Consider the following 18,733-nt stretch of genomic DNA (forward strand, 5'->3'; position numbering starts at 1 on the left):
CATGAAAATCCCTCTCAATCCTGAAGTCGTCTCCCTGCCGTTGTCGTGGCTGTACCGTTTGTGGACGGCCACCATTCGGGTGCGTACGGAGAACATTGAGCCGCTGCAGGACATTTGGGAGCGCGAAGGCTCCATTGTGCTGGCGTGCTGGCACAACGAGCTGTTTATCTTCCCGAAGTTGCGCGCACGTACGCGCAGCAGGTGGGTGGGCATTGTCAGCCTCAGCAAAGACGGCACCATCGCGACGCGCATGCTGAACCACCTTGGCGTGGACATTTGCCAAGGCTCATCCAGCCGCGGCGGAGTGCGCGCGCTGATGGGCGCATGCCGCATGGTGCGAAAGCAGGGCAGGCAGGGCTTTATCACCGTTGACGGCCCGCGCGGTCCCCGGCACGAGGTGAAAGACGGCGTGTTCTATCTGGCCCAAAAGGCGCGCTCGCCCATTGTTCCGGCGCGCGTTGTCCCTTCCCGGGCCAAGGTTTTTGACCGCTCGTGGGACAAATTCATTCTGCCGCTGCCGTTTTCCAGTTGCCGCATCATCTTTGGCGAGCCGTATCACGTGTCCGAGGCCAAACTCACCGACGAGGTGCTGGCCGAGGAGCGCCGTAAACTCAAGGAAAAACTGGATGCTCTGGTCTAAGTGTGTTGGGCGTTCCTCCGTGCCGGTGCTGTGCTATCACAATATTGATGGCAACGGCATGCCGTGGGCCGCATTTATGCGCCAGATGCTGTGGCTCAAGGCGCATGGCGTCCGCACCATCAGCTTGGACCGGCTGGAGCGCTTTTTGGATGGCGAGGCGCTGTCTGCGCCATCGGTCTGCGTCACGTTCGACGACGGCTTTCGAGACCTGTACACCCGCGTCGCGCCGTTTTTCCGTGAACATGACCTGCACGCCACGGTTTTCATCATCAACAACCGCATCCGCCCGGAGGATGAACCCGGAACGGACGAGCCCATTACCGCCCACGAGGCGCACCGGGAGTTTTTGGTCTCCGGCGCGCGCGGGGCGTGGATGAGCGAGAGTGAAATCCGCTCCATCATAGCGGACGGCACCTTTGCCATCGGGAGTCATTCCACAACTCACGTCATGGGCGTTATGCCCCCATGGCAGAAGCCGGAAAAGCCCGACCACTGGGCCTATGCGCGCTGGCATGCCGGGCTGGAGCAGGGCGAGCCGCCGCGCATGGTGCCGGAGTTCACCGCCCATCTGTATCTGGCGGACAAGGAGCGTCTGGAAACGGACGACGAATTCTTCGCGCGCGTTCAGGATAACCTCAGCGCCAGCCGTGGCGACCTTGAAAAGCGCTTTGGCACGCAGGTGACATCCCTTGGCTGGCCGTGGGGCGCCGCGCATCCTATTGCAGTGGAAGCCGCGCAGGCCGCAGGTTTTCGCCTGCTCTTCACGTTGGAGAATGGCCCGGTCGCGCCCGGAACGTCGCCCGCGCACATCTGCCGTTTGGAAGTTCGCCGCAAAAAAGGCCCTAGCTGGTTCAAAAGCCGCGTTGCCATCTACAGCCGCAAGACCATAGCGGCCCTCTACGCATGGATGAGAATCTAGATGAAAGAGATTGTTTACCAGGGGCTTGCCCGGGCAGGGCAGACCATGAGCTTTGAGACGGCGGCCCGTGCAGGAGAGCGTCTTGGCGACCTGCTGTGGACCGTGCTCCCCGAGCGCCGCAAAATGGCGACGGAAGGCATGATGCGCCACCTCGACCTGCCGCGCCCCATTGCGGAGGCTACAGCGCGCCGCAGTTTCCGCAACAGTGGCCGATCGTTTTTGGAGATTTTCCTCTCCAGCCGTGTGGATTGGCGCTTTGTGCAGGACCGGCTGAGCATCGCCACGCCCGAGTCCTTTCAGAAGATTCGCGATCTCGACAGGCCTGCCATCGCCGCTACGGCCCATATGGGGGCCTGGGAGCTTCTTGCGGGCATTTTCCAACTCTTTATACGTCGTAGCCCCAAACAAATCGTTGTGCGGCGTCCTAAGGACGAAGCTCTGCATAGATTGATGACGGAATTGCGCAGCAAGCCCGATGTGGACGTGCTGGCGCACCGCATGGCGGCGCCTAAGGTGCTGCGTTGTCTGCGGCAGGGCGGAATGACGGGTTTTTTGGTCGACCATAACTGCAGTACCAGCGAAGCCGTGTTTTTGCCCTTCCTCAAGGACTTCGCGGCGGTGAATATGGGGCCGGCGCTGCTTGCTGTGCGCGCCAAGGCCTGCATTTGTCCCATTTTTATGCTCCGCGATGAGAAAGGCGGCTATGTTATCCACACTGAGGATTACCTTGATACCCGCGACCTGAAAGGGTCCAGAGACGAGCGTGTCCAGAAAGCCGCAGAGTTTTACACAGGCGCAGTGACGCGGATTATCCGCAAATTCCCCGATCAGTGGTACTGGATGCACCGCAGATGGAAGACCCAGCCCCCGGAAGGCTGGCAGTACTCCGGACCACTGCTTCAAAGTTGAAGTTCCACTTGAAAGAAAAGTATAAGGCGGCCAAATGGCTGCCTTTTTTTGTGGCACAGCGCGGGCGAACGGTTGTGATGGGGCGTTTGCCGCCGACGAAGGCAACGCCTCCTGCTCTCCGAGCCAAGGGGTGCCCTTTGGCGCGGGGAGTGGTATGCTGAGGCGTCTTGGTCTGTTGGGCGATGGCACTCGTGGACTGACGCCACTGTGGCCTGCTGTCACTGCCGGATGGACGCCGCATTGGCTGCGAAAGCCCTCAGGGGCTTGACTCCTTGCGTGAGGCAGTGGACCCCTGCGCGAAGACAATGCCTCCGAGAATCGCCACAAGCCAACGTTTTTCACCTTCACCCCAGTCGATGAGGGGGCATCATGACCGAGAAGGGGCGCTTCAAAACGGTGCTGAAACGTCTGCTGGGCGGGCGGTTGCCCGTTTTTATCACAGGCCTTGCGTTTTCCGTGCTTGTGGCGTGGCTGTACGTGCGTCAGCCGTATTTTCTTAAGCTGCTCGATCTTAAGCTTTATGACGCCATGCTCCAGCAGACGCATACCCCGGCGACAACGGGTGTGCCGGTTGTGGTGGACCTCGATGAACGGACGCTATCGAAGTATGGCCAGTGGCCGTGGCCGCGTTACCGCGTGGCACTGCTTTTGGCGCGGCTGCGTGATGCCGGGGCGCGGGTGGTGGCACTGGATATCCTCTTTGCCGAGGCGGACCGTACCTCCCCCGTGGTGCTCAAAAAGGACCTTCGGCGTGATCTGAATGTGGAAGTTGAGTTCTCGGGCATGCCTGAGGCGCTTATGGATAATGACAGGGTCTTTGCCAGTGTATTGGGGCAAGGGCCCTTTGTTTTGGGCTATTTCTTCAATTTTGCCGGGCAGGCACAGGGTGCGGGCTCGCAGGACTGCGCCTTGCACGAACTGTCCCGCGCTGTGATTCGCTCCTCAGGTGCCGGCGAGTATGAGCAGTACCTGACGGGCGCGCCGTCTGTGGTCTGCAACCTGCCTGTTCTGGGCCGGGCCGTGGATATGTCCGGCTTTATCAATACAACAACGGATGCTGACGGCGTGGTGCGCCGGATTCCTCTTTTGGTGCATTACGCGGGAGAAATTTATCCGAACCTTTCCCTTGCTGCGCTCATGAAGGCCTCTGGCGTGCGCCAAGCCACACTCAAGGTAGGAGCAAACGGCCTTGAGAGTGTCAAGATAGGGCGCACCATTGTCCCCGTGGACACATCCGGGCGATTTTTGTGCAATTATCGCGGGCCGCGTCACACTTTCCGCTACATCTCCGCCAGCAAAATTTTGGACGGAAGCCTTGGAAAGCATGAACTGGAGGGGAAAATCGTTTTTGTCGGCACCAGCGCCGCAGGGCTTTTGGACCTGCGCGCCACCCCTTTTGACGCCACGCTTCCGGGCGTGGAGGTGCACGCCAACGTGGTGGACAACATCCTTACGGAGGACTTTCTGCATGTGCCGGAATGGGCGCGCGAGATGGAGCTTTCGCTAACGTTTGGCGCGGGCGTGTTTGCGGCTGTCCTGCTGACGTGGGCCAGCGCGGCCCTGAGCGTTATCCCCCTTGGCGTCTGCGTGGCCGGGGCGTGGTATGGGGCGCTGTGGTCCATGGGTGAGCGTGGGTTTTCCATATCGCCGCTGTATATCTTTCTCGCCATTGGCGGGAATTTTGCCCTGCTGACGCTGATGAAATATTGGCGCGAAGAGGGGCAGAAAAAGTTCCTGCACAGCACCTTTGCCAGCTACCTGTCGCCCGAACTTATCGACGAGATGTTCGAGAACAAGGAAATGCCGGAACTCGGCGGCGAGGCACGGACAATCACGGCGTTTTTCTCCGATATTCAGAGCTTTTCCACGTTTTCCGAGAAGCTCTCCGCCCCTCAGCTTGTAGAACTGCTGAATGAATACCTCACCGCCATGACGGATATCCTTATCGCGGAGCGTGGCACCCTTGATAAGTACGAAGGCGACGCCATTGTGGCGTTTGTGGGCGCGCCTATGGACGTGCCGGATCACGCGCTGCGGGCGTGCCGCATTGCCGTGCGCATGCAGGCCAGCATTCTGGAGCTACGCGCCAAATGGCAGGCGGAGCGCATTTTGCCCGGCGAGCCAGAGCGTAACCTCAAGGGATTTCCGCCTGAAGAGTGGGCCCCCGGCGATAAATGGCCCCGCGTGGTGCACGAGATGAAAACGCGCATCGGCCTCAATTCCGGTGAAATTGTGGTGGGCAACATGGGCAGCACCATGCGCATGAACTACACCATGATGGGCGACGCCGTGAACCTGGCAGCGCGTCTGGAATCTGGAGCCAAACAGTACGGCGTGTATAATCTCATCAGCGAGTTTGTGCTTGAACAGCCCGCAGGGGAGGGGGCTGTGGTGCGCGATATGGTGGAGGTGCGCTTTATCGACACCATCGCCGTTGTGGGCAAGGACGAGCCTGTGAAAGTGTACGAATTGTGCGCCATGAAGGGCGAATTGACGGAGAAGGAGAAGCGCCTGTTTACCCTCTTTGACGAGGGAATGGAGCTTTATTTGAATATGGACTGGGAACCCGCAAAAAAACGCTTCACCGAGGCGCTGGAATTCGAACGCGTTCCGGAAGGCAAGACCACGCCCTCCGAGGTGTATGTGAAGCGCTGCGAAGAGTACGCGCACAATCCGCCTGTTCCGCCTGGTGAAAGCTGGGATGGCGTGTATCGCATGACGAAGAAGTAGCCCAGAGGGGGGTCTGCGCGGCTTTTGATGCTTAAAGTTTTACTTTAAGTTGGTCATATCATTCTGGGATATCTGTTTTTTTTGAAGCAGCTCCGAGTTCCTGACACCCAGAAGGGCTCATGGAGTAACGAAGGTGCAAGGAACTGAGCAGTGTTTGCGTGGCGGACTTGTCGTGCTGTCGCAGCCGAATATGCGCGCAGGAGATGTGGCTTGTGAAGGAGCTTGGTCCACTCCCGAGGAGTAAAGCAAAGTTTACGCTTGAAATATGCCATAATATTCAAATATTCCTCAAGAATAACGTGTAGAATCAGAAATTCAACCGAAACTTGGAGAACATCGCAAGAGTTTGTGATCATAAACAAAGGCATGCGGTATCCTCTTTATTGTGGCAATGAGCAATCTCCGCCCGAACGCTTCGTACGAGGACGGCTGAGCATGCTGGAAGGGGAGTGGAGCGAGAGGGCGTGAAGCGGGTGTCTGTGCAGTGTGAGTGATGAATAAAAACCAGTAGAATCGAGGCCTTATTGGTCTTGCTTTAAGTAGAACTTTAAGTTTTGAAAAGCGGTACAAACCGCCACCATGCTCCTTGCAGACTGAACGGCTTTGCAAAGAAGAGGTTGTGCAACTGGCAGCGTGGAGCACTGCTCGCATGACCACGACATCCCCTCCTTCTCGTCCTATCTGACCATCCTCCCTTAGGATAAATTCGCCTGCCTTATCGACCAGTCTTTCCTTCATCTTTTGTGCGGAGAGCGCGTGCGAGGCGTTGTAAAGCCGTAAGGTGTGCTCTGGCCGTTGTTTGAGCCTTGAGAGGCCTCCCACTGGACTTCGAGTGGCTCCGGCATGGGGCGAGCCGAAATGCAGAGTATTCCCGCTTGCGTGGGGCTTGGAGACGCAAAGACACAGAGAGCGGACACAGAAGGAATGTTTGCCTGACCCTGCCGTGTCTTTGGCTGGGAAATAACTCCGTCACCGGGGTGGAGATGTCACGCCTGCCTCTCGTCTCGGCGTCGTTCAGGGCTTGCGTATGCGCTTCATATGGATTTGGAGGGCTCAAGGTGCCTAGAGGGTTCTGGCGGCTCCTGAGGGGCTTCATCGCGCGGAAACGGGGCGGAGTGCCGCCGCGGCTTACCTCCCTTTGTCCAGCCGCTGAAGAAAGCTCCACGCATAGTGTGGGGTGACGCCGAGCAAGAAGGCAAGAGCATCGGTTCGCCTACGCAGAGGCCGTCTTGCGACAGGCGGGATTAAAAGGCGTGTTCCTGGGTAAAAAGGGACTCATCCGAGCGCGACTTATGGCTCCTGCTGGAACTGTGAGGAGGCCGTGTTTCACACCTTGATCAGTTGGGAAATGCGTAGTGATTCCGCTGGCTGAGGCGGGAGGTCTGTGCATTGCTGACTGCGGTGAAGCCAGGGGAGAGAGCCTGAAAGGAAAGCGATCTCCTAACGCTCTGTGGGAGAAATCGAGGCGCGACTCCCGTGCATGTGGCCTCAACGTGTGGCTAAAAGAAATGCGCATCCAGGCAGGAGTCCTCAGGCGAAATATGCCTACTCCTGGCGGCGTAAAAGACGAAGCCGCAGAGGTGTTGGAAGGGAGATGGGTGTCGAATTCGAGTGGTGTTTCTGTCCGAATGGCTGGTGAGGCAGGTCAGCACTTAGCAGGTTTTCCGTCCGGGGCAGTGGCTGCAGGACCAAAAATCCTTCAACCTCAAGCGAAACGTGTGAAAAGTGTTTCACGAACAGGGCCAAAAGTACAAAACCCGCATGAATAAAAGGCTTCCGCATTTCCTTCCGTTTATTAAAGTTAACATAATTTACATTATGAGACTTTTATTCAAGTCGAAAACGGGCCTCGTTCGAACTCTCACCCTGGCATTTTGCCCCCGTATTTAGCGGCTTCGTCAGGCGCGTTTTTGCCATGATTCGGTCCCTGAGTTTCAGGTCTTTGACTTCGGAGAGTTTCTGATCGAGGGCTTTTCCTGCTGAATTCCACAGCTTTCACAGCATTGATATGCGACTTACTAGGCGGATTACGCCCAGAACCTGGCGGCTCTTTCTCGCCGGAACTCCGCGCCATATTGGACCGTGGTGCACAGCCTTGCAGACTTGTGCGCCTCGTTGTTCAGAGGCGCGGCTTTGCCACTCAATGCCGCGTGCTGTCTCATCTTTCTCGCTTCACAGAAGGTGTCCTTTACGTCTTTTGCGCCGCCTTTGGTGGTCGGTCCTAAGTATGTTTAGGCCTCCTTTCACCATAATGTTTCACGGCGTTTTTGAGGCCTTAGGCAAGCAGCGCCGAGGTGGTTTTGTGACTGTCTTTTCCACGGTTCGTCGACAGGTTATTCACACGCCTTGAAGGGCTTCGAGGTGCTGATTTGATGCAGCTCCCCTTTCTTTGACGGCTTCGTGGCGCTGCGTTGTTGCCTCTTTGCCGCATTGGCATCGGGTCTGCGTCAGGATTTCCTTTTGCTGACTGTGAATATGTCGCCTGTTTCTCGTTAGCGTGTGCTTTCCTACGCCTTTTGCGCTGTAATGTGGTTTCTTGTGATGATTACTGCCAGCTCTCAATGGCTGTTTTGTGTTGGTATCATTGTGCCTTTCGCTTTTTCGTTGCTTATTGGACCTTTGGTCGTCACGTTGCACGCATTCTGCGTCAAGAACACTCGAATTGGGCCACTAGTTGGTGTTCTGAGCCATGTTGCCCCCCTTTTTTCTGGCGAAAGGCTTTGGAACGGCGGTTGTTCGCCCTTTCGAGGCTGCCTCCCCTCCCCTACTGGCCTGTCTGCCCATCCTTTTTTGACTTTGACGACGTTCTTTGTGCGTCGTGAGTGCTTGGTGCAGCTCAAAACGCGCAAATTCGCTTTGTGCGGCGTTTTCAACGTCTATGTGACGTGTTCCTTGCTGCGGGAGGGAAAAAGCCCGCACAGGCGTTGCTGGGCGAGTGAGGGGGGATGGTACGGGGACTCTTTAGTCTGTTTCTGCTTTGGACGCAGAGGGAGGGAGTCAGGAGAGTTCGTTGTACTGTTTGGTGAGGTTGCCGCCGTCAACTCTTCGCACGTTCTCTGCCATCAGTGTCCATTGGCGACACAGATTCGCCGCATGCACCTCTCGCAGCATGGTCTTTTCTTGCTTCTGCTGGCACAATGCATAAAAGAGCATCGCAATTCAGCAAATTATGCGTATGTATCGGCTATCGCGGGAGGAAATATGATTCTAGGAGTAGAAGGAAGCCCCAGAAGAAAAGGGAACTCGCACGCACTGCTCGACGCCGTTTTGAGCGGTGCGGCCGACAAAGGGCGGCATATTCATTCAGCGCATCTGCGTGATTACCGCTACGAATCCTGTGTCGGATGCGAAAAATGCCGCAAAGACAAGATTTGTACACGCCTACAGGATGGAATGACCCTTTTGTACCCACGCATTCAGGAATCCAAAGGGCTGGTCCTCATCTCGCCAGTGCATAACTACAATGTTACCGCATGGATGAAGGCCTTTATTGACAGGCTGTACTGTTATTATGACTTTGAGGACACCCGCCCGCGCGGTTGGTCCAGCAGGCTCGCAGGACAGGGGCGCAAAGCCGTCATCGGTATCATTGGCGAGCAACCCGACGAAAAGGAACTCGGCTTCGCCCTTGACGCCCTGCGTTTGCCGCTTGAAGCGCTCGGCTATGACATCGTCTCCGCCATGTCCGTGCCCTCGCTGTTCGATCGTGGCATCATCTCCTCACACCAAGACCTTATGGAAATGGGCTACAACGCCGGCGAAACCCTTGCCGACGCGCTCAAAGGGTAGCGAAGGGGTGTCTTGGGGCAGGCCGGGTCGTCGTGCCGGGGTCAAGAGGATATCTCCGATGGCTTAAGGACTACGTCCTTAAGAATCCTTAGGTTTTCGGGCTGGAAGCCCGCCCGAAAAAAGGGGTTGGGCGGCCTCTTCCATGCTTAGGCAGTTGCCCGCGGAGGCGTGGCGCCAACGCCGGGGCCTGATAGAGACCGCTCGTCTGAAACGCATCACTGGCGTATAAACGGGATTGTTGAGGCCCACGGCCCTTAACCCTGCGGAGCCTCTTCTTTTTTGCCGGGGTGGTCGTCGCGCTCGCTCCCCCACCCTCCGCCTCTCTCTGATCCTGCCACACATAAAAAAGGACGCCTCCGCTTCGCGCGGGGGCGTCCTTTGCTCGTTTGTATTCGCCACTCGGGGCGTTAGGAAGCTCCGGGGGCTTTTTTCCAGTCTTCGAGGAACTTTTCCAGCCCGATATCCGTGAGTGGGTGTTGGGACAGGCTCTTGAGAACCTTGAAGGGGATGGTGGCAACGTCTGCGCCCATGAGGGCGGATTCCACAATGTGCATGGGGCTGCGCACGCTGGCGACGAGCACCTGTGTTTTGAAGTCGTAGTTGCGGTAGATGGTGACAATCTGGTTCACCATTTCCATTCCGTCGTAGGACATATCATCCACACGGCCGACAAAGGGGCTGATGTAGGTCGCACCGGCCTTGGCGGCGATGAGCGCCTGAGACGGCGAAAAGCATAGCGTGACGTTGGTGGCGATGTTCTCTGACGACAATTGAGCCACCGCTTTCATGCCTTCGAGGAGCATGGGAATCTTCACCACCACGTTGGAGGCGATGGAAGCGAGGTCGCGCGCTTCTTTTATCATTTCTTCAGCCGTTGTTCCGACGACTTCGAGACTGACCGGACCGTTGACTTCCTTGCAAATTTTCTCTGCCAGAGTGCGCCAGTTTTCGGACTCCTTGGCAAAGAGCGACGGGTTTGTGGTAACGCCGTCAATCAGGCCATAACGCTTGGCCTCCCGGATTTCCTCAAGATTTGCCGTATCAATAAAAAAACGCATGTATGGCTCCCTTGTGAGGTTAAAAAGCGGAAACTTCCCGCCAACCTAGCATAAAGGGCGCGGTTTTCAAATGCAAAACGCCCCGGCCGGACGCTGACCCCGTGGGGCGTCGTCTGGTCGGGGCGTTTGAAGGCCTACGGGCGCGGCGCGCGATGCCCTCTCGGGCGCGCAGTCGCACGCGCTATGTGTTCCCTTCACGCACGGGGTGCGATGGAGGATACGAGTAGAATTGGCACGGGGCGCGGAGGCAATGCCCTGCCCGCGCGGATGCCGTGGCGGCGTTAGTCGCCCTCGGGCGCGCCCTCTTCGCCTTTGGCGGCGCTGGACTGGGCCGGAGTGGCCTCAATCTGCTTGAGGTACTTGTCGCGGCACTCGTAGCTGCAAAAACAGTGAACGCCGCTGCCGTCTTTCACGCGGATGTTGGCGTCACTAGGCACATACGTGCCGCAGATGGGGTCTTTGACGGTCTCGCCAGTGGCGGACATAGTCTCCTTTTCCTTCTGCTCCTTGGCGACCTTCTTTTTCTGGTCGCCCTTGATGAGCTTAAAGAGGAGAAAGGCGCAGACGATGACGATGAGGAATTTCAGCATGTTCGCACCACTTGGCCACAACGCGGCCTGTCGCTAAAGGGGTTGAAAAAGCGCGCAGCAGGAGCGCGGCGGCGCTAGTCCTGCCAGATTTTGGCTTCATCCACGCGGTAGTCAAGGCGCCCCAAGGCGTCGCGCAGGGTGTCGCCATCCGGAAAGAGCAAGTCGCCTGCCAGTTCCGCAAGGGGAACCAGAACAAAGGCGCGGTCCTTCATACGCGGATGCGGCACCTCAAGCGTGGGAGTGATGAGCACTTCATTGCCGTAGAGGAGCAGATCAATGTCGATGATGCGCGGGCCGAAGCGGACTGCCGCCTCGCCGCGCTCACGTCCAAGGTCCTTTTCCGCGGTCAGCAGTGCATCAAGCAGACGATGCGCCGAAACATCCGGCTCGCATACCACGCGCACAACCTGATTGGCAAACCACGGCTGTTCCTTCACATTCTGCGGCTCGGTAAAGAAGACCGACGAGGTCTTGTCCACGCGAACACCGGAAATCTCGCCCAGGCGCGTGATGGCCCGGGCGAGGTTGTCTTCGGTGTCGCCAAGGTTGGAACCGAGGCAGATATAGGCTGTTACAGGCTGGAGATACGTGATGCCGCCTCCTCAAGCCGCTCCGTGGGCACGGTGAGGGAGATGCGGAAGAAGCCTTCTCCCGGCTCGCCAAAGCCGCTGCCGGGGGTGATGACCACGCCCTTCTCCTCAATCATCTTGGTGACGAATTCGGCGGAGGTGTAGCCTTCCGGCACCTTGGCCCACAGGTAGATGGTGGCGTCGGGCACGCGGCATTCAATGCCGGCCTTTTCAAGGGCCTTTACCATCACGTCGCGGCGCTTGCGGTAGACCTTGCGGTTTTCCTCAACGGCGGCGTCGCCCTCGTTCAGGGCGAGGATGGCGGCTTCCTGTACGGCCTGGAAGCAACCGGAGTCCACGTTGGTCTTGATGTTGCCAAGCGCGCCGATGAGCTGCGGATTGCCCACGGCCATGCCGACCCGCCAGCCGGTCATGTTGTAGGTCTTGGACAGGGAGTGGAATTCCACGGCAACGTCTTTGGCGCCCGGCGTCTCAAGGATGGACAGGGGCTTGTTGTTGTCGTCGTAATAGATTTCCGTGTAGGCGGCGTCATGCACGATGATGGTGTTGGTCTCGCGGGCGCGGTCCACCAGCTTCTGGAAGAACTCCGGCGTGGCCATGGCGGCCGTGGGGTTGTTCGGGAAGTTGACGTAGATGGACTTGGCACGCTGCCACATCTCGTCGGACACGGAGTCCAGCAGGGGCAGAAAGTTGTTGGATTCCGGCTGCGGGATGAACACGGTTTCGCCGTCGGCAAAGTCCGTGGCGATGGGGTACACGGGGTAGTTGGGCGTGCACACCAGGTTCACGTCGCCGGGATCGGTGACGGCCAGCGCAAAGTGGGCGATGCCCTCCTTGGAGCCGATAAGGTTCACCACCTCGGTTGCGGGGTCGAGGGAGACGTTGAAGCGGCGGCCATACCAGTTGGCCACGGCGCTGCGGAACTCGTCCAGCCCCTCATAATCCGGATACCGGTGGTTGGCCGGCTTCCGTGCGGAGCGGCACAGTTCGTCGATGATGAAATCCGGCGTCGGCAGGTCGGGGTCGCCGATGCCGAGGCTGATGATATCTACGCCGCGGGCGGCAACTTCCTTTTTCACCTTATCAATACGGGCGAAAAGGTACGGCGGAAGGTCGGCCACACGACGGGCAAGCTTGAATTCAGACACGAGATGTCTCCTTCAAAGGTGTTTTCCAGTTCAAGCGGTATCCAGTTATTCCCTGTGGTAAAGGGCGAAAAGTAACCGCCCCCCGCAGGCTATGTCAACTGCGCCGCGCGCCGCAAAACCCGCGAGTGCTGAAAAGACGCCCCTTTGCGGGCCAAGACATGCGCAAATTCTGCCCCGCTGCGCTGTATTGCGCCGTTTTCCGCGCCAACGCGGCCTGCGTGATTGTCATCGTCGTTTTGTGACGGACAGCCGCCGCTTTTCGGGTGCGCCCTCCCCTGCGCAAAAGCTCCTGCCGCCACTTGAGGAGCGCCGCGCGTGTGTGTATCGTCGCGGAGCACATGGGAAAACCTGCAACCACAACGAAAATTATGACCTCCACACCCTCCGAAACCGCCCCGCGCCGTACGGCGCATCCCTGGCTGGACAGCTACCTTGAGCACCTGCTGGTGGTTCGCGGCCTGTCCGAGAACTCGCTCAGCGCCTACGCCGCTGACCTTACGGCATTTACGGACTTTTTGGATGAGAAAAAGGCTCCCCTTGAGGGCGTGACACAGCAAAGTCTGTCCCTGTACCTCTTCCACCTGCGGCGAAAGGGCGTGAAAAGCCGCAGCCTTGCGCGGTATCTCTCCACCTTGCGCGGGTTCTTCGCGTGGTTGGAGGACGAAGGGCTGGTGCAGGGTAATCCGTCGCAGTATCTGGAAAACCCCAAGCTCCCCCGCAAACTGCCGGAAGTGCTGTCCGTGGAGGAGATGTCCGCCATTCTGCAGCGCCCGCGCACCGAGGAAAAGCTGGGCTACCGCGATAGAACCATGCTTGAACTGCTCTACGCGGGCGGGCTGCGCGTGAGCGAGCTTATCGCCCTCAAGGCTTTTGACTTTGACCCGCAAGTGGGCGTGTTAAAGATATTTGGCAAGGGCGCGAAGGAGCGGCTGGTGCCCATTCATTACGCCGCGCAGGAGTATCTGGAGACATATCTGCGCCATTGGCGCCCCCAGTTTTCGCCAAAGCAGGATTTCGTTTTCCTGAACCGCTCCGGCAAGGGGCTGTCGCGCCAAGCGGTGTGGAAATGCGTAAAGCGCTACGCCCTTGAGGCAGGCATCACGCGCGATATTTCGCCGCATACGTTCCGGCATTCCTTTGCCACGCATTTGTTGGAGGGGGGCGCGGATCTGCGCACTGTGCAGATCCTCCTTGGGCACTCCGATATCACGGCAACGGAAATCTATACCCATGTGCAAAGTGGCCGCCTGAAGCGTATGCACAGTCAATTTCATCCACGTTCCGGCATGAAAGCGAAAAAATAGAGGGCTTTGCGACAGCCCCCGTGGTGTGGTACGGTCCTCCTGCGCTGGCTACGCCAATCCGGGCGGGCCGAGACCTGCCACACCTCAGGGAGGAGAGACATGGCCGTAGCCTTGACGTTTGATGCGGATTGGGCACCGGAACCCGTGTTGGAATACACGGTGCGCCTTGTAGAGTCCTACGGCATCCCTGCCACGTTTTATGCCACCAACGACAGTCCCGCGCTGCACTGGGCAGCCAAACAAGGGCACGAGGTTGGCCTGCATCCCTTCTTTGGCCAGCCGGACGCGTCAGACCGCGACACCTTGCATCATCTGCTGGACCTGTACCCGGACGCCGCCGGCGTGCGAAACCATCGCTACCGGATGGACAGCACCAGCATCTATCTGTTTGCCAAGGCTGGGTTGTCCTACGATTGCAACATCATGGCGCACGATTCCCCCGAAGTGCCGCCCTACGTCCACCACACCGGGCTTGTCCGGTTTCCCATCCACTTTGGCGACGGCGCCAGCCTGCAATATGGCCTGCGTACTCCGTATGACCTCCTTGCCGACGCCGACAGGCAGGATCCGGTGGTTCTGCTCTTCCATCCCATCCATATCTATTTGAATACGCAGAGCATGGCGCATTATGCCTGCGCCAAGAAGGACCAGCACGATATGGCCGCGCTCAATAGGCATGTTGCTTCGGGCAAGGGGCCGGGCGTGCGGGAGTGGTTCCACGAGGCCTGCGCGGCGGCGCAGCGCGGCGCGGTGGTGATGCGGGATGCGGCGGACGCCATAACCAACGGCCAAAGCAAGGCCGAGGCCCTGCCCTCAGACGAAGCGGGCGCGTACACTGCGCCGCAGTAGCGCTTTGGCCTCGGCAGGCGTTTTTCCTTCCATACCGGCTTCTTCAATCTCCACCATCTGGCGGGAATCGCCGCAGGCGACGACGGGATTTTCCCCTTCCACACGGCACACATGGCCGGGCACGGCCAAAAACGGCTGGTCCGGGCGGTGTGGCCGTGCGCGCCATACCGTAACGCGTTCGCGCCCTTCGTATAGGCTAAAGGCTCCGGCAAAGGGGCGCGATGTCGCGCGGACAAGGCGGCAGATGGCCTCGGCGGACGCTGTCCAGTCGATGCGGCCATCCTCGGGGCGGCGCGGATAGCACCGGAGCGCCTGCCCAGGGTCCGCCGGTTGCGGCTGGGGCGTGATGTCCCCGTGCAGGAGGCCCGTAGCGGCATTGGCGAGGAGGTCCGGCGCGCACGCCTCGTACCACTGCATAATGTCGCCGATATAGGTGCCATCCGAGATGGGAAGGTATTCCTTGAGCAGTATGGGCCCGGCGTCAATGCCGTTGGCCATCTGATGCACCGTCAGCGCCACGGACGTCTCCCCCTGCAAAATGGCCCAGTTGGCGCACGCACTCCCCCGGTAACGCGGCAGGTCGCCGCCGTGGCAATTGAGGATGCCGTGGGGAAACAGCGCCCGGACGGCCTCCGGGATGCGGTAGAGATAGCCCATGGAAATGGCGACATCGCACCGCGCCGCGGCAAGGGCCGCCTGCGCCTCTGGGGCCATAAGGTCAGGGCTGAGGCGGTAATCCGCCCCGGCTTCGCGGGCAAAGGCGGCAAAGGCTTCTGGCGGCGTGCCTTCGTAGTCCTGCGGGGGACAGGTCCAGACCACGGGAATCCGCGCGCCCTGTTCGTGCAGGCGGCGCGCCGCCGCAAGGAGTTTCCCGGTTCGCCCAATGACTGCAATGCGCATGCGGTGCCTCCGGAGCAAAGGTGAACAGCCTGAAATGCGGGACAATTCTGTGCCATACTAGAGGACGGGCGAAGCACAAAGCAAGGCCGTGGCGCAAAAAGTTTGCCCTTAGGTGCTTGAAAAAAAAGCTGAAATCCATAACCCTCGGCAGGTCTCCCCTTTTCCGGGCGTTTGGTGGCTTCTCGCCCCGAAGCGTGTACGGTAAGGGAGTCCGCGCACCCTCCCCGCGCGCCTTATGTTTTGCGTGGACGCGGCTGCGCCATCCCCGCATCAAAGCCTTGCAGCAACGTATGACAACACCGCGCCACTGCCGCGCATGAAAGCAGAACCACAGGATACCATGTCCAATAAAATCAGCGCCCCAACCATCATCACTACGCATATGAATGCGGACTTTGACGCCCTTGCCGCCATGATAGCCGCAAGCCGTCTGTATCCCGGAGCTACGCTTGTCTTCCCCGGTTCGCAGGAGCGCAACCTGCGCAATTTTTACATCCAAAGCGCGATGTACATGTTCAACTTCCGCAACGTGAAGGAAATTGACCTGTCCACGGTGAGCACCCTTGTGGTGGTGGACACCCGCCAAAAATCGCGCGTGAACCACGTGGCCCCGGTTTTTGAAAACGAGGGCTTGATTGTCCACGCCTACGACCACCACCCGGACACTCCGGACGACGTGGAATACTCGGAAGGCATCGTCAACAACTGGGGCTCCACCGCCACCATCCTCTGCCACGAGCTGAAAAGGAAAGGCATCACCGTGGAGAACCGCGAGGCGGACATCATTGCCCTTGGCATCTATGAGGATACCGGCTCCTTCACCTTTAATTCCACCACCGTACATGACTATATGGCTGCGGCGTGGCTGCTGGAACAGGGCATGGACGTCACCTTTGTGTCGGACCTCATCACCCGCGACCTCAGCGCCGATCAGGTCGCCCTGCTCAACACCATGCTGGAGGCCGCACAAACGCACGACATCCGCAACACCGCCGTGGTGGTCACGGAGGTCAGCACGGAGGAGTACGTCAACGACTTCGCCCTGCTGGCGCACAAGATGCTGGACATGGAGCACATCAACGTGCTGTTCGCCCTTGCCCGCATGGGCGACCGTATTCAGCTTGTGGCGCGCTCGCGCAGTCCAGAGGTAGACGTCAGCCAGATTTGCGCATCATTCGGCGGCGGCGGACATGCATCCGCGGCGTCTGCCAGCATTAAGGACAGAACGCCCTCGCAGGTGAAGGACGAGCTTTTCGCCCTGCTGCTGTCGCACATTGCCCCGCAGGAACGGGTCCGCCAGCTTATGTCGCACCCGCCCATCCTCATCGAGAGCGACAAGACCATCACCGAAGCCAGCGAAATCATGACGCGCTTCGGGCTGAAGGCCGCGCCTGTGGTGCAGGCCGAAACGCGGGAATGCCAAGGGATTTTGGAGCATCAAATCGCGGACCGCGCGGTTGCCCACGGCCTTGGGCATCTGCCCGCCACGGACTACCTGACCCGCAGCAACGCCACCGTCGCCCCGGAATCGGACCTGTACAACGTGATGGAAATCGTGCTGGGGCAAGGGCAACGCCTTGTTCCCGTCATTGAAAACGGGCTGGTGATTGGCGTGCTGACGCGCACGGACCTGATCAACATCCTTATTGAGGAGCCTGCGCGTATTCCGGAGTCCCTGCAGCCGGAGAAGCGCCGGGAGCGCAATATCCGCATCATGATACGCGACAGACTGCCCAAGGAACTCTTCTCCATCCTGCGCCGCGCCGGTGAACTTGGGCGTGACATGGGCATGGAGGTCTACGCCGTGGGCGGCTTTGTGCGCGATATCCTGATGCATACGCCCAACTCCGACCTTGACCTTGTGGTGGAGGGCAACGGCATCGACTTTGCCCGCGCCCTTGCGGCCAAGCTGGGCGGGCGCGTCCGCGCGCACCATAAATTCCGCACCGCCGTGGTCATCCTTGAGGACGGCCAGCGTATCGACGTGGCCACGGCCCGCCTTGAATACTACGAGTACCCGGCGGCCTTGCCCACGGTGGAGCTTTCCTCCATCAAAATGGACCTGTACCGGCGCGATTTCACCATCAACGCCCTTGCCGTGCAGCTCAATCCGGACCGCTTCGGCAAGCTGGTGGACTTCTTCGGCGCCCAGCGCGACATCAAAAACCGTGTCATCCGCGTGCTGCACTCCCTGTCCTTTGTGGAGGACCCAACGCGCATCCTACGGTGCATCCGTTTTGCCAAGCGCTACAATTTCCGCATTGGCGGCCAGACGGACCGCCTTATCCGCAACGCTATGCAACTGGACATGATCCCGAAGCTTTCCGGAACACGCCTTTTCCACGAAATGAACCTCATCTTTGACGAGGAAAACGCCGTGGAATGCCTCAAACAGATGCGGCATTACAAGATTCTGGAGACCATGCACCCCCTGCTGACGCTGACCCCGGCGCAGGAAACGCTGCTGGAGGAAATCAAAAAGGTGCTGGACTGGCACCGCTTGCTCTACCTTGGCGACCTGCCGCACAACTGGATGCTTTTCTTCATGGCGATGCTCAACGGCATGCCCGAGGAGGACGTGCAGTCCGTTGCCACGCGTTTTAACCTGACCAAACGGCAGTCCACGGAGCTTTTGGCCCTGCGCACGCAGGTGAACAACACCGTGTACGCCTACAAAAAATGGAAGCACCGGGGCGGGCCTGCCAGCGAACTGTATTTTATGCTGGAGACGTTGCCCCTTGAGGGCATCCTGTACATTATGGCGCGCTTTAATCAGGAGGACATCCGCAAGAGCATGTCCTTGTTCCTGACCCAGCTCAAGACGCAGGAGCTGGAAATAGACGGGCACGACCTGCTGGCCATGGGCCTCAAGCCGGGGCCGGAGTTTGGCACTGTGCTGAAAAAACTGCGCGCCGCCATGCTGGACGGGCAGGCCTCGTGCCGCGAGGATCAACTGGCCCTTGCCCACCGCTTGGTGGACGACCCGGATTATCTGGGCCTTGAAATGGCCCCCGCTACGCCGGGTGGCTCACAATCCGGTGAAGTTGCCGCAGGGAATTCCTCATCAGCAGGTGACGCTGAGGGGGCACCTGAGGGCGAGCCGGAGGGCAAGTCAGGGGAGAACACGTCAAAGGATGCGTCAGACAGTGCGGCAAAGACCGACGCGGAGTAATCCGTGCGGCGCACGGGGCAATATGGCCGGCGCGGCGCATGCCTCATGCAGGGCGCTGGCAACGACGCCGCAGTGTCGCGCGGCGGACACGCTGGACACGCCGCAGGTGCGTGGTGCATTTCGGTCTGTGCCGGG

General features: G+C 59.2%; 13 protein-coding genes. 8 read left to right on the top strand and 5 right to left on the bottom strand.

Features of this window, described 5'->3' with window-relative positions:
- Position 1: 1 nt before the first annotated feature.
- From ACI3L3_RS09950 to ACI3L3_RS09970, 5 genes are all read left to right on the top strand, one after another.
- Positions 2-640: a lysophospholipid acyltransferase family protein gene (locus ACI3L3_RS09950; protein WP_404844956.1), complete on the top strand. Its 639-nt coding sequence runs from the start codon at positions 2-4 to the stop codon at positions 638-640.
- Positions 627-1,559 carry a polysaccharide deacetylase family protein gene (locus ACI3L3_RS09955; RefSeq protein ID WP_404844957.1) on the top strand — a complete coding sequence of 311 codons (933 nt, stop codon included), beginning with the start codon at positions 627-629 and terminating at the stop codon, positions 1,557-1,559. Before ACI3L3_RS09950 ends, ACI3L3_RS09955 begins: the two co-directional genes overlap by 14 nt.
- The gene (locus ACI3L3_RS09960; protein WP_404844958.1) at positions 1,560-2,468 is read left to right on the top strand and encodes a lysophospholipid acyltransferase family protein; all 909 of its coding nucleotides are present in this window, start codon (positions 1,560-1,562) and stop codon (positions 2,466-2,468) included.
- 369 nt (positions 2,469-2,837) lie between these two features.
- Positions 2,838-5,198, top strand: a complete 2,361-nt coding sequence (locus ACI3L3_RS09965; RefSeq protein ID WP_404844959.1) for a CHASE2 domain-containing protein — start codon at positions 2,838-2,840, stop codon at positions 5,196-5,198.
- Between the two features lie 3,201 nt (positions 5,199-8,399).
- Entirely contained in the window at positions 8,400-8,987 is a 588-nt protein-coding gene (locus ACI3L3_RS09970) for a flavodoxin family protein (RefSeq protein WP_404844960.1), read from the top strand.
- A gap of 407 nt (positions 8,988-9,394) precedes the next feature.
- On the opposite strand, the gene fsa is transcribed toward ACI3L3_RS09970, so the two are convergent.
- The 4 genes from fsa to ACI3L3_RS09990 form a co-directional block, all read right to left on the bottom strand.
- Positions 9,395-10,045 carry a fructose-6-phosphate aldolase gene (fsa, locus tag ACI3L3_RS09975; RefSeq protein ID WP_404844961.1) on the bottom strand — a complete coding sequence of 217 codons (651 nt, stop codon included), beginning with the start codon at positions 10,043-10,045 and terminating at the stop codon, positions 9,395-9,397.
- A 281-nt stretch (positions 10,046-10,326) separates the two neighbouring features.
- Complete coding sequence (locus ACI3L3_RS09980; RefSeq protein WP_404844962.1) at positions 10,327-10,635, bottom strand: transcriptional regulator; 309 nt, start codon at positions 10,633-10,635, stop codon at positions 10,327-10,329.
- A gap of 74 nt (positions 10,636-10,709) precedes the next feature.
- The gene (folK, locus tag ACI3L3_RS09985) at positions 10,710-11,228 is read right to left on the bottom strand and encodes a 2-amino-4-hydroxy-6-hydroxymethyldihydropteridine diphosphokinase (protein WP_404845221.1); all 519 of its coding nucleotides are present in this window, start codon (positions 11,226-11,228) and stop codon (positions 10,710-10,712) included.
- Positions 11,207-12,373 carry an LL-diaminopimelate aminotransferase gene (locus ACI3L3_RS09990; RefSeq protein WP_404844963.1) on the bottom strand — a complete coding sequence of 389 codons (1,167 nt, stop codon included), beginning with the start codon at positions 12,371-12,373 and terminating at the stop codon, positions 11,207-11,209. The genes folK and ACI3L3_RS09990 overlap by 22 nt, the downstream gene beginning before the upstream one ends.
- A gap of 368 nt (positions 12,374-12,741) precedes the next feature.
- Here ACI3L3_RS09990 and xerD point away from each other — a divergent pair, with 368 nt between their 5' ends.
- On the top strand, positions 12,742-13,677 hold the full coding sequence (gene xerD / locus ACI3L3_RS09995) for a site-specific tyrosine recombinase XerD (RefSeq protein ID WP_404845222.1): 936 nt from the start codon (positions 12,742-12,744) through the stop codon (positions 13,675-13,677).
- Positions 13,678-13,776: 99 nt separating this feature from the next.
- Positions 13,777-14,526, top strand: a complete 750-nt coding sequence (locus tag ACI3L3_RS10000) for a hypothetical protein (RefSeq protein WP_404844964.1) — start codon at positions 13,777-13,779, stop codon at positions 14,524-14,526.
- On the opposite strand, the gene ACI3L3_RS10005 is transcribed toward ACI3L3_RS10000, so the two are convergent.
- Positions 14,491-15,426, bottom strand: a complete 936-nt coding sequence (locus ACI3L3_RS10005) for a methionyl-tRNA formyltransferase (protein ID WP_404844965.1) — start codon at positions 15,424-15,426, stop codon at positions 14,491-14,493. The two genes, ACI3L3_RS10000 and ACI3L3_RS10005, sit on opposite strands and share 36 nt — an antisense overlap.
- Positions 15,427-15,766: 340 nt before the next feature.
- On the opposite strand from ACI3L3_RS10005, the gene ACI3L3_RS10010 reads away from it, so the two are divergent.
- The gene (locus ACI3L3_RS10010) at positions 15,767-18,598 is read left to right on the top strand and encodes a CBS domain-containing protein (RefSeq protein WP_404844966.1); all 2,832 of its coding nucleotides are present in this window, start codon (positions 15,767-15,769) and stop codon (positions 18,596-18,598) included.
- The last annotated feature ends 135 nt before the right edge of the window (positions 18,599-18,733 follow it).

The organism is Desulfobaculum sp. SPO524, assembly GCF_044987625.1.
Classification (GTDB): domain Bacteria; phylum Desulfobacterota; class Desulfovibrionia; order Desulfovibrionales; family Desulfovibrionaceae; genus Desulfobaculum.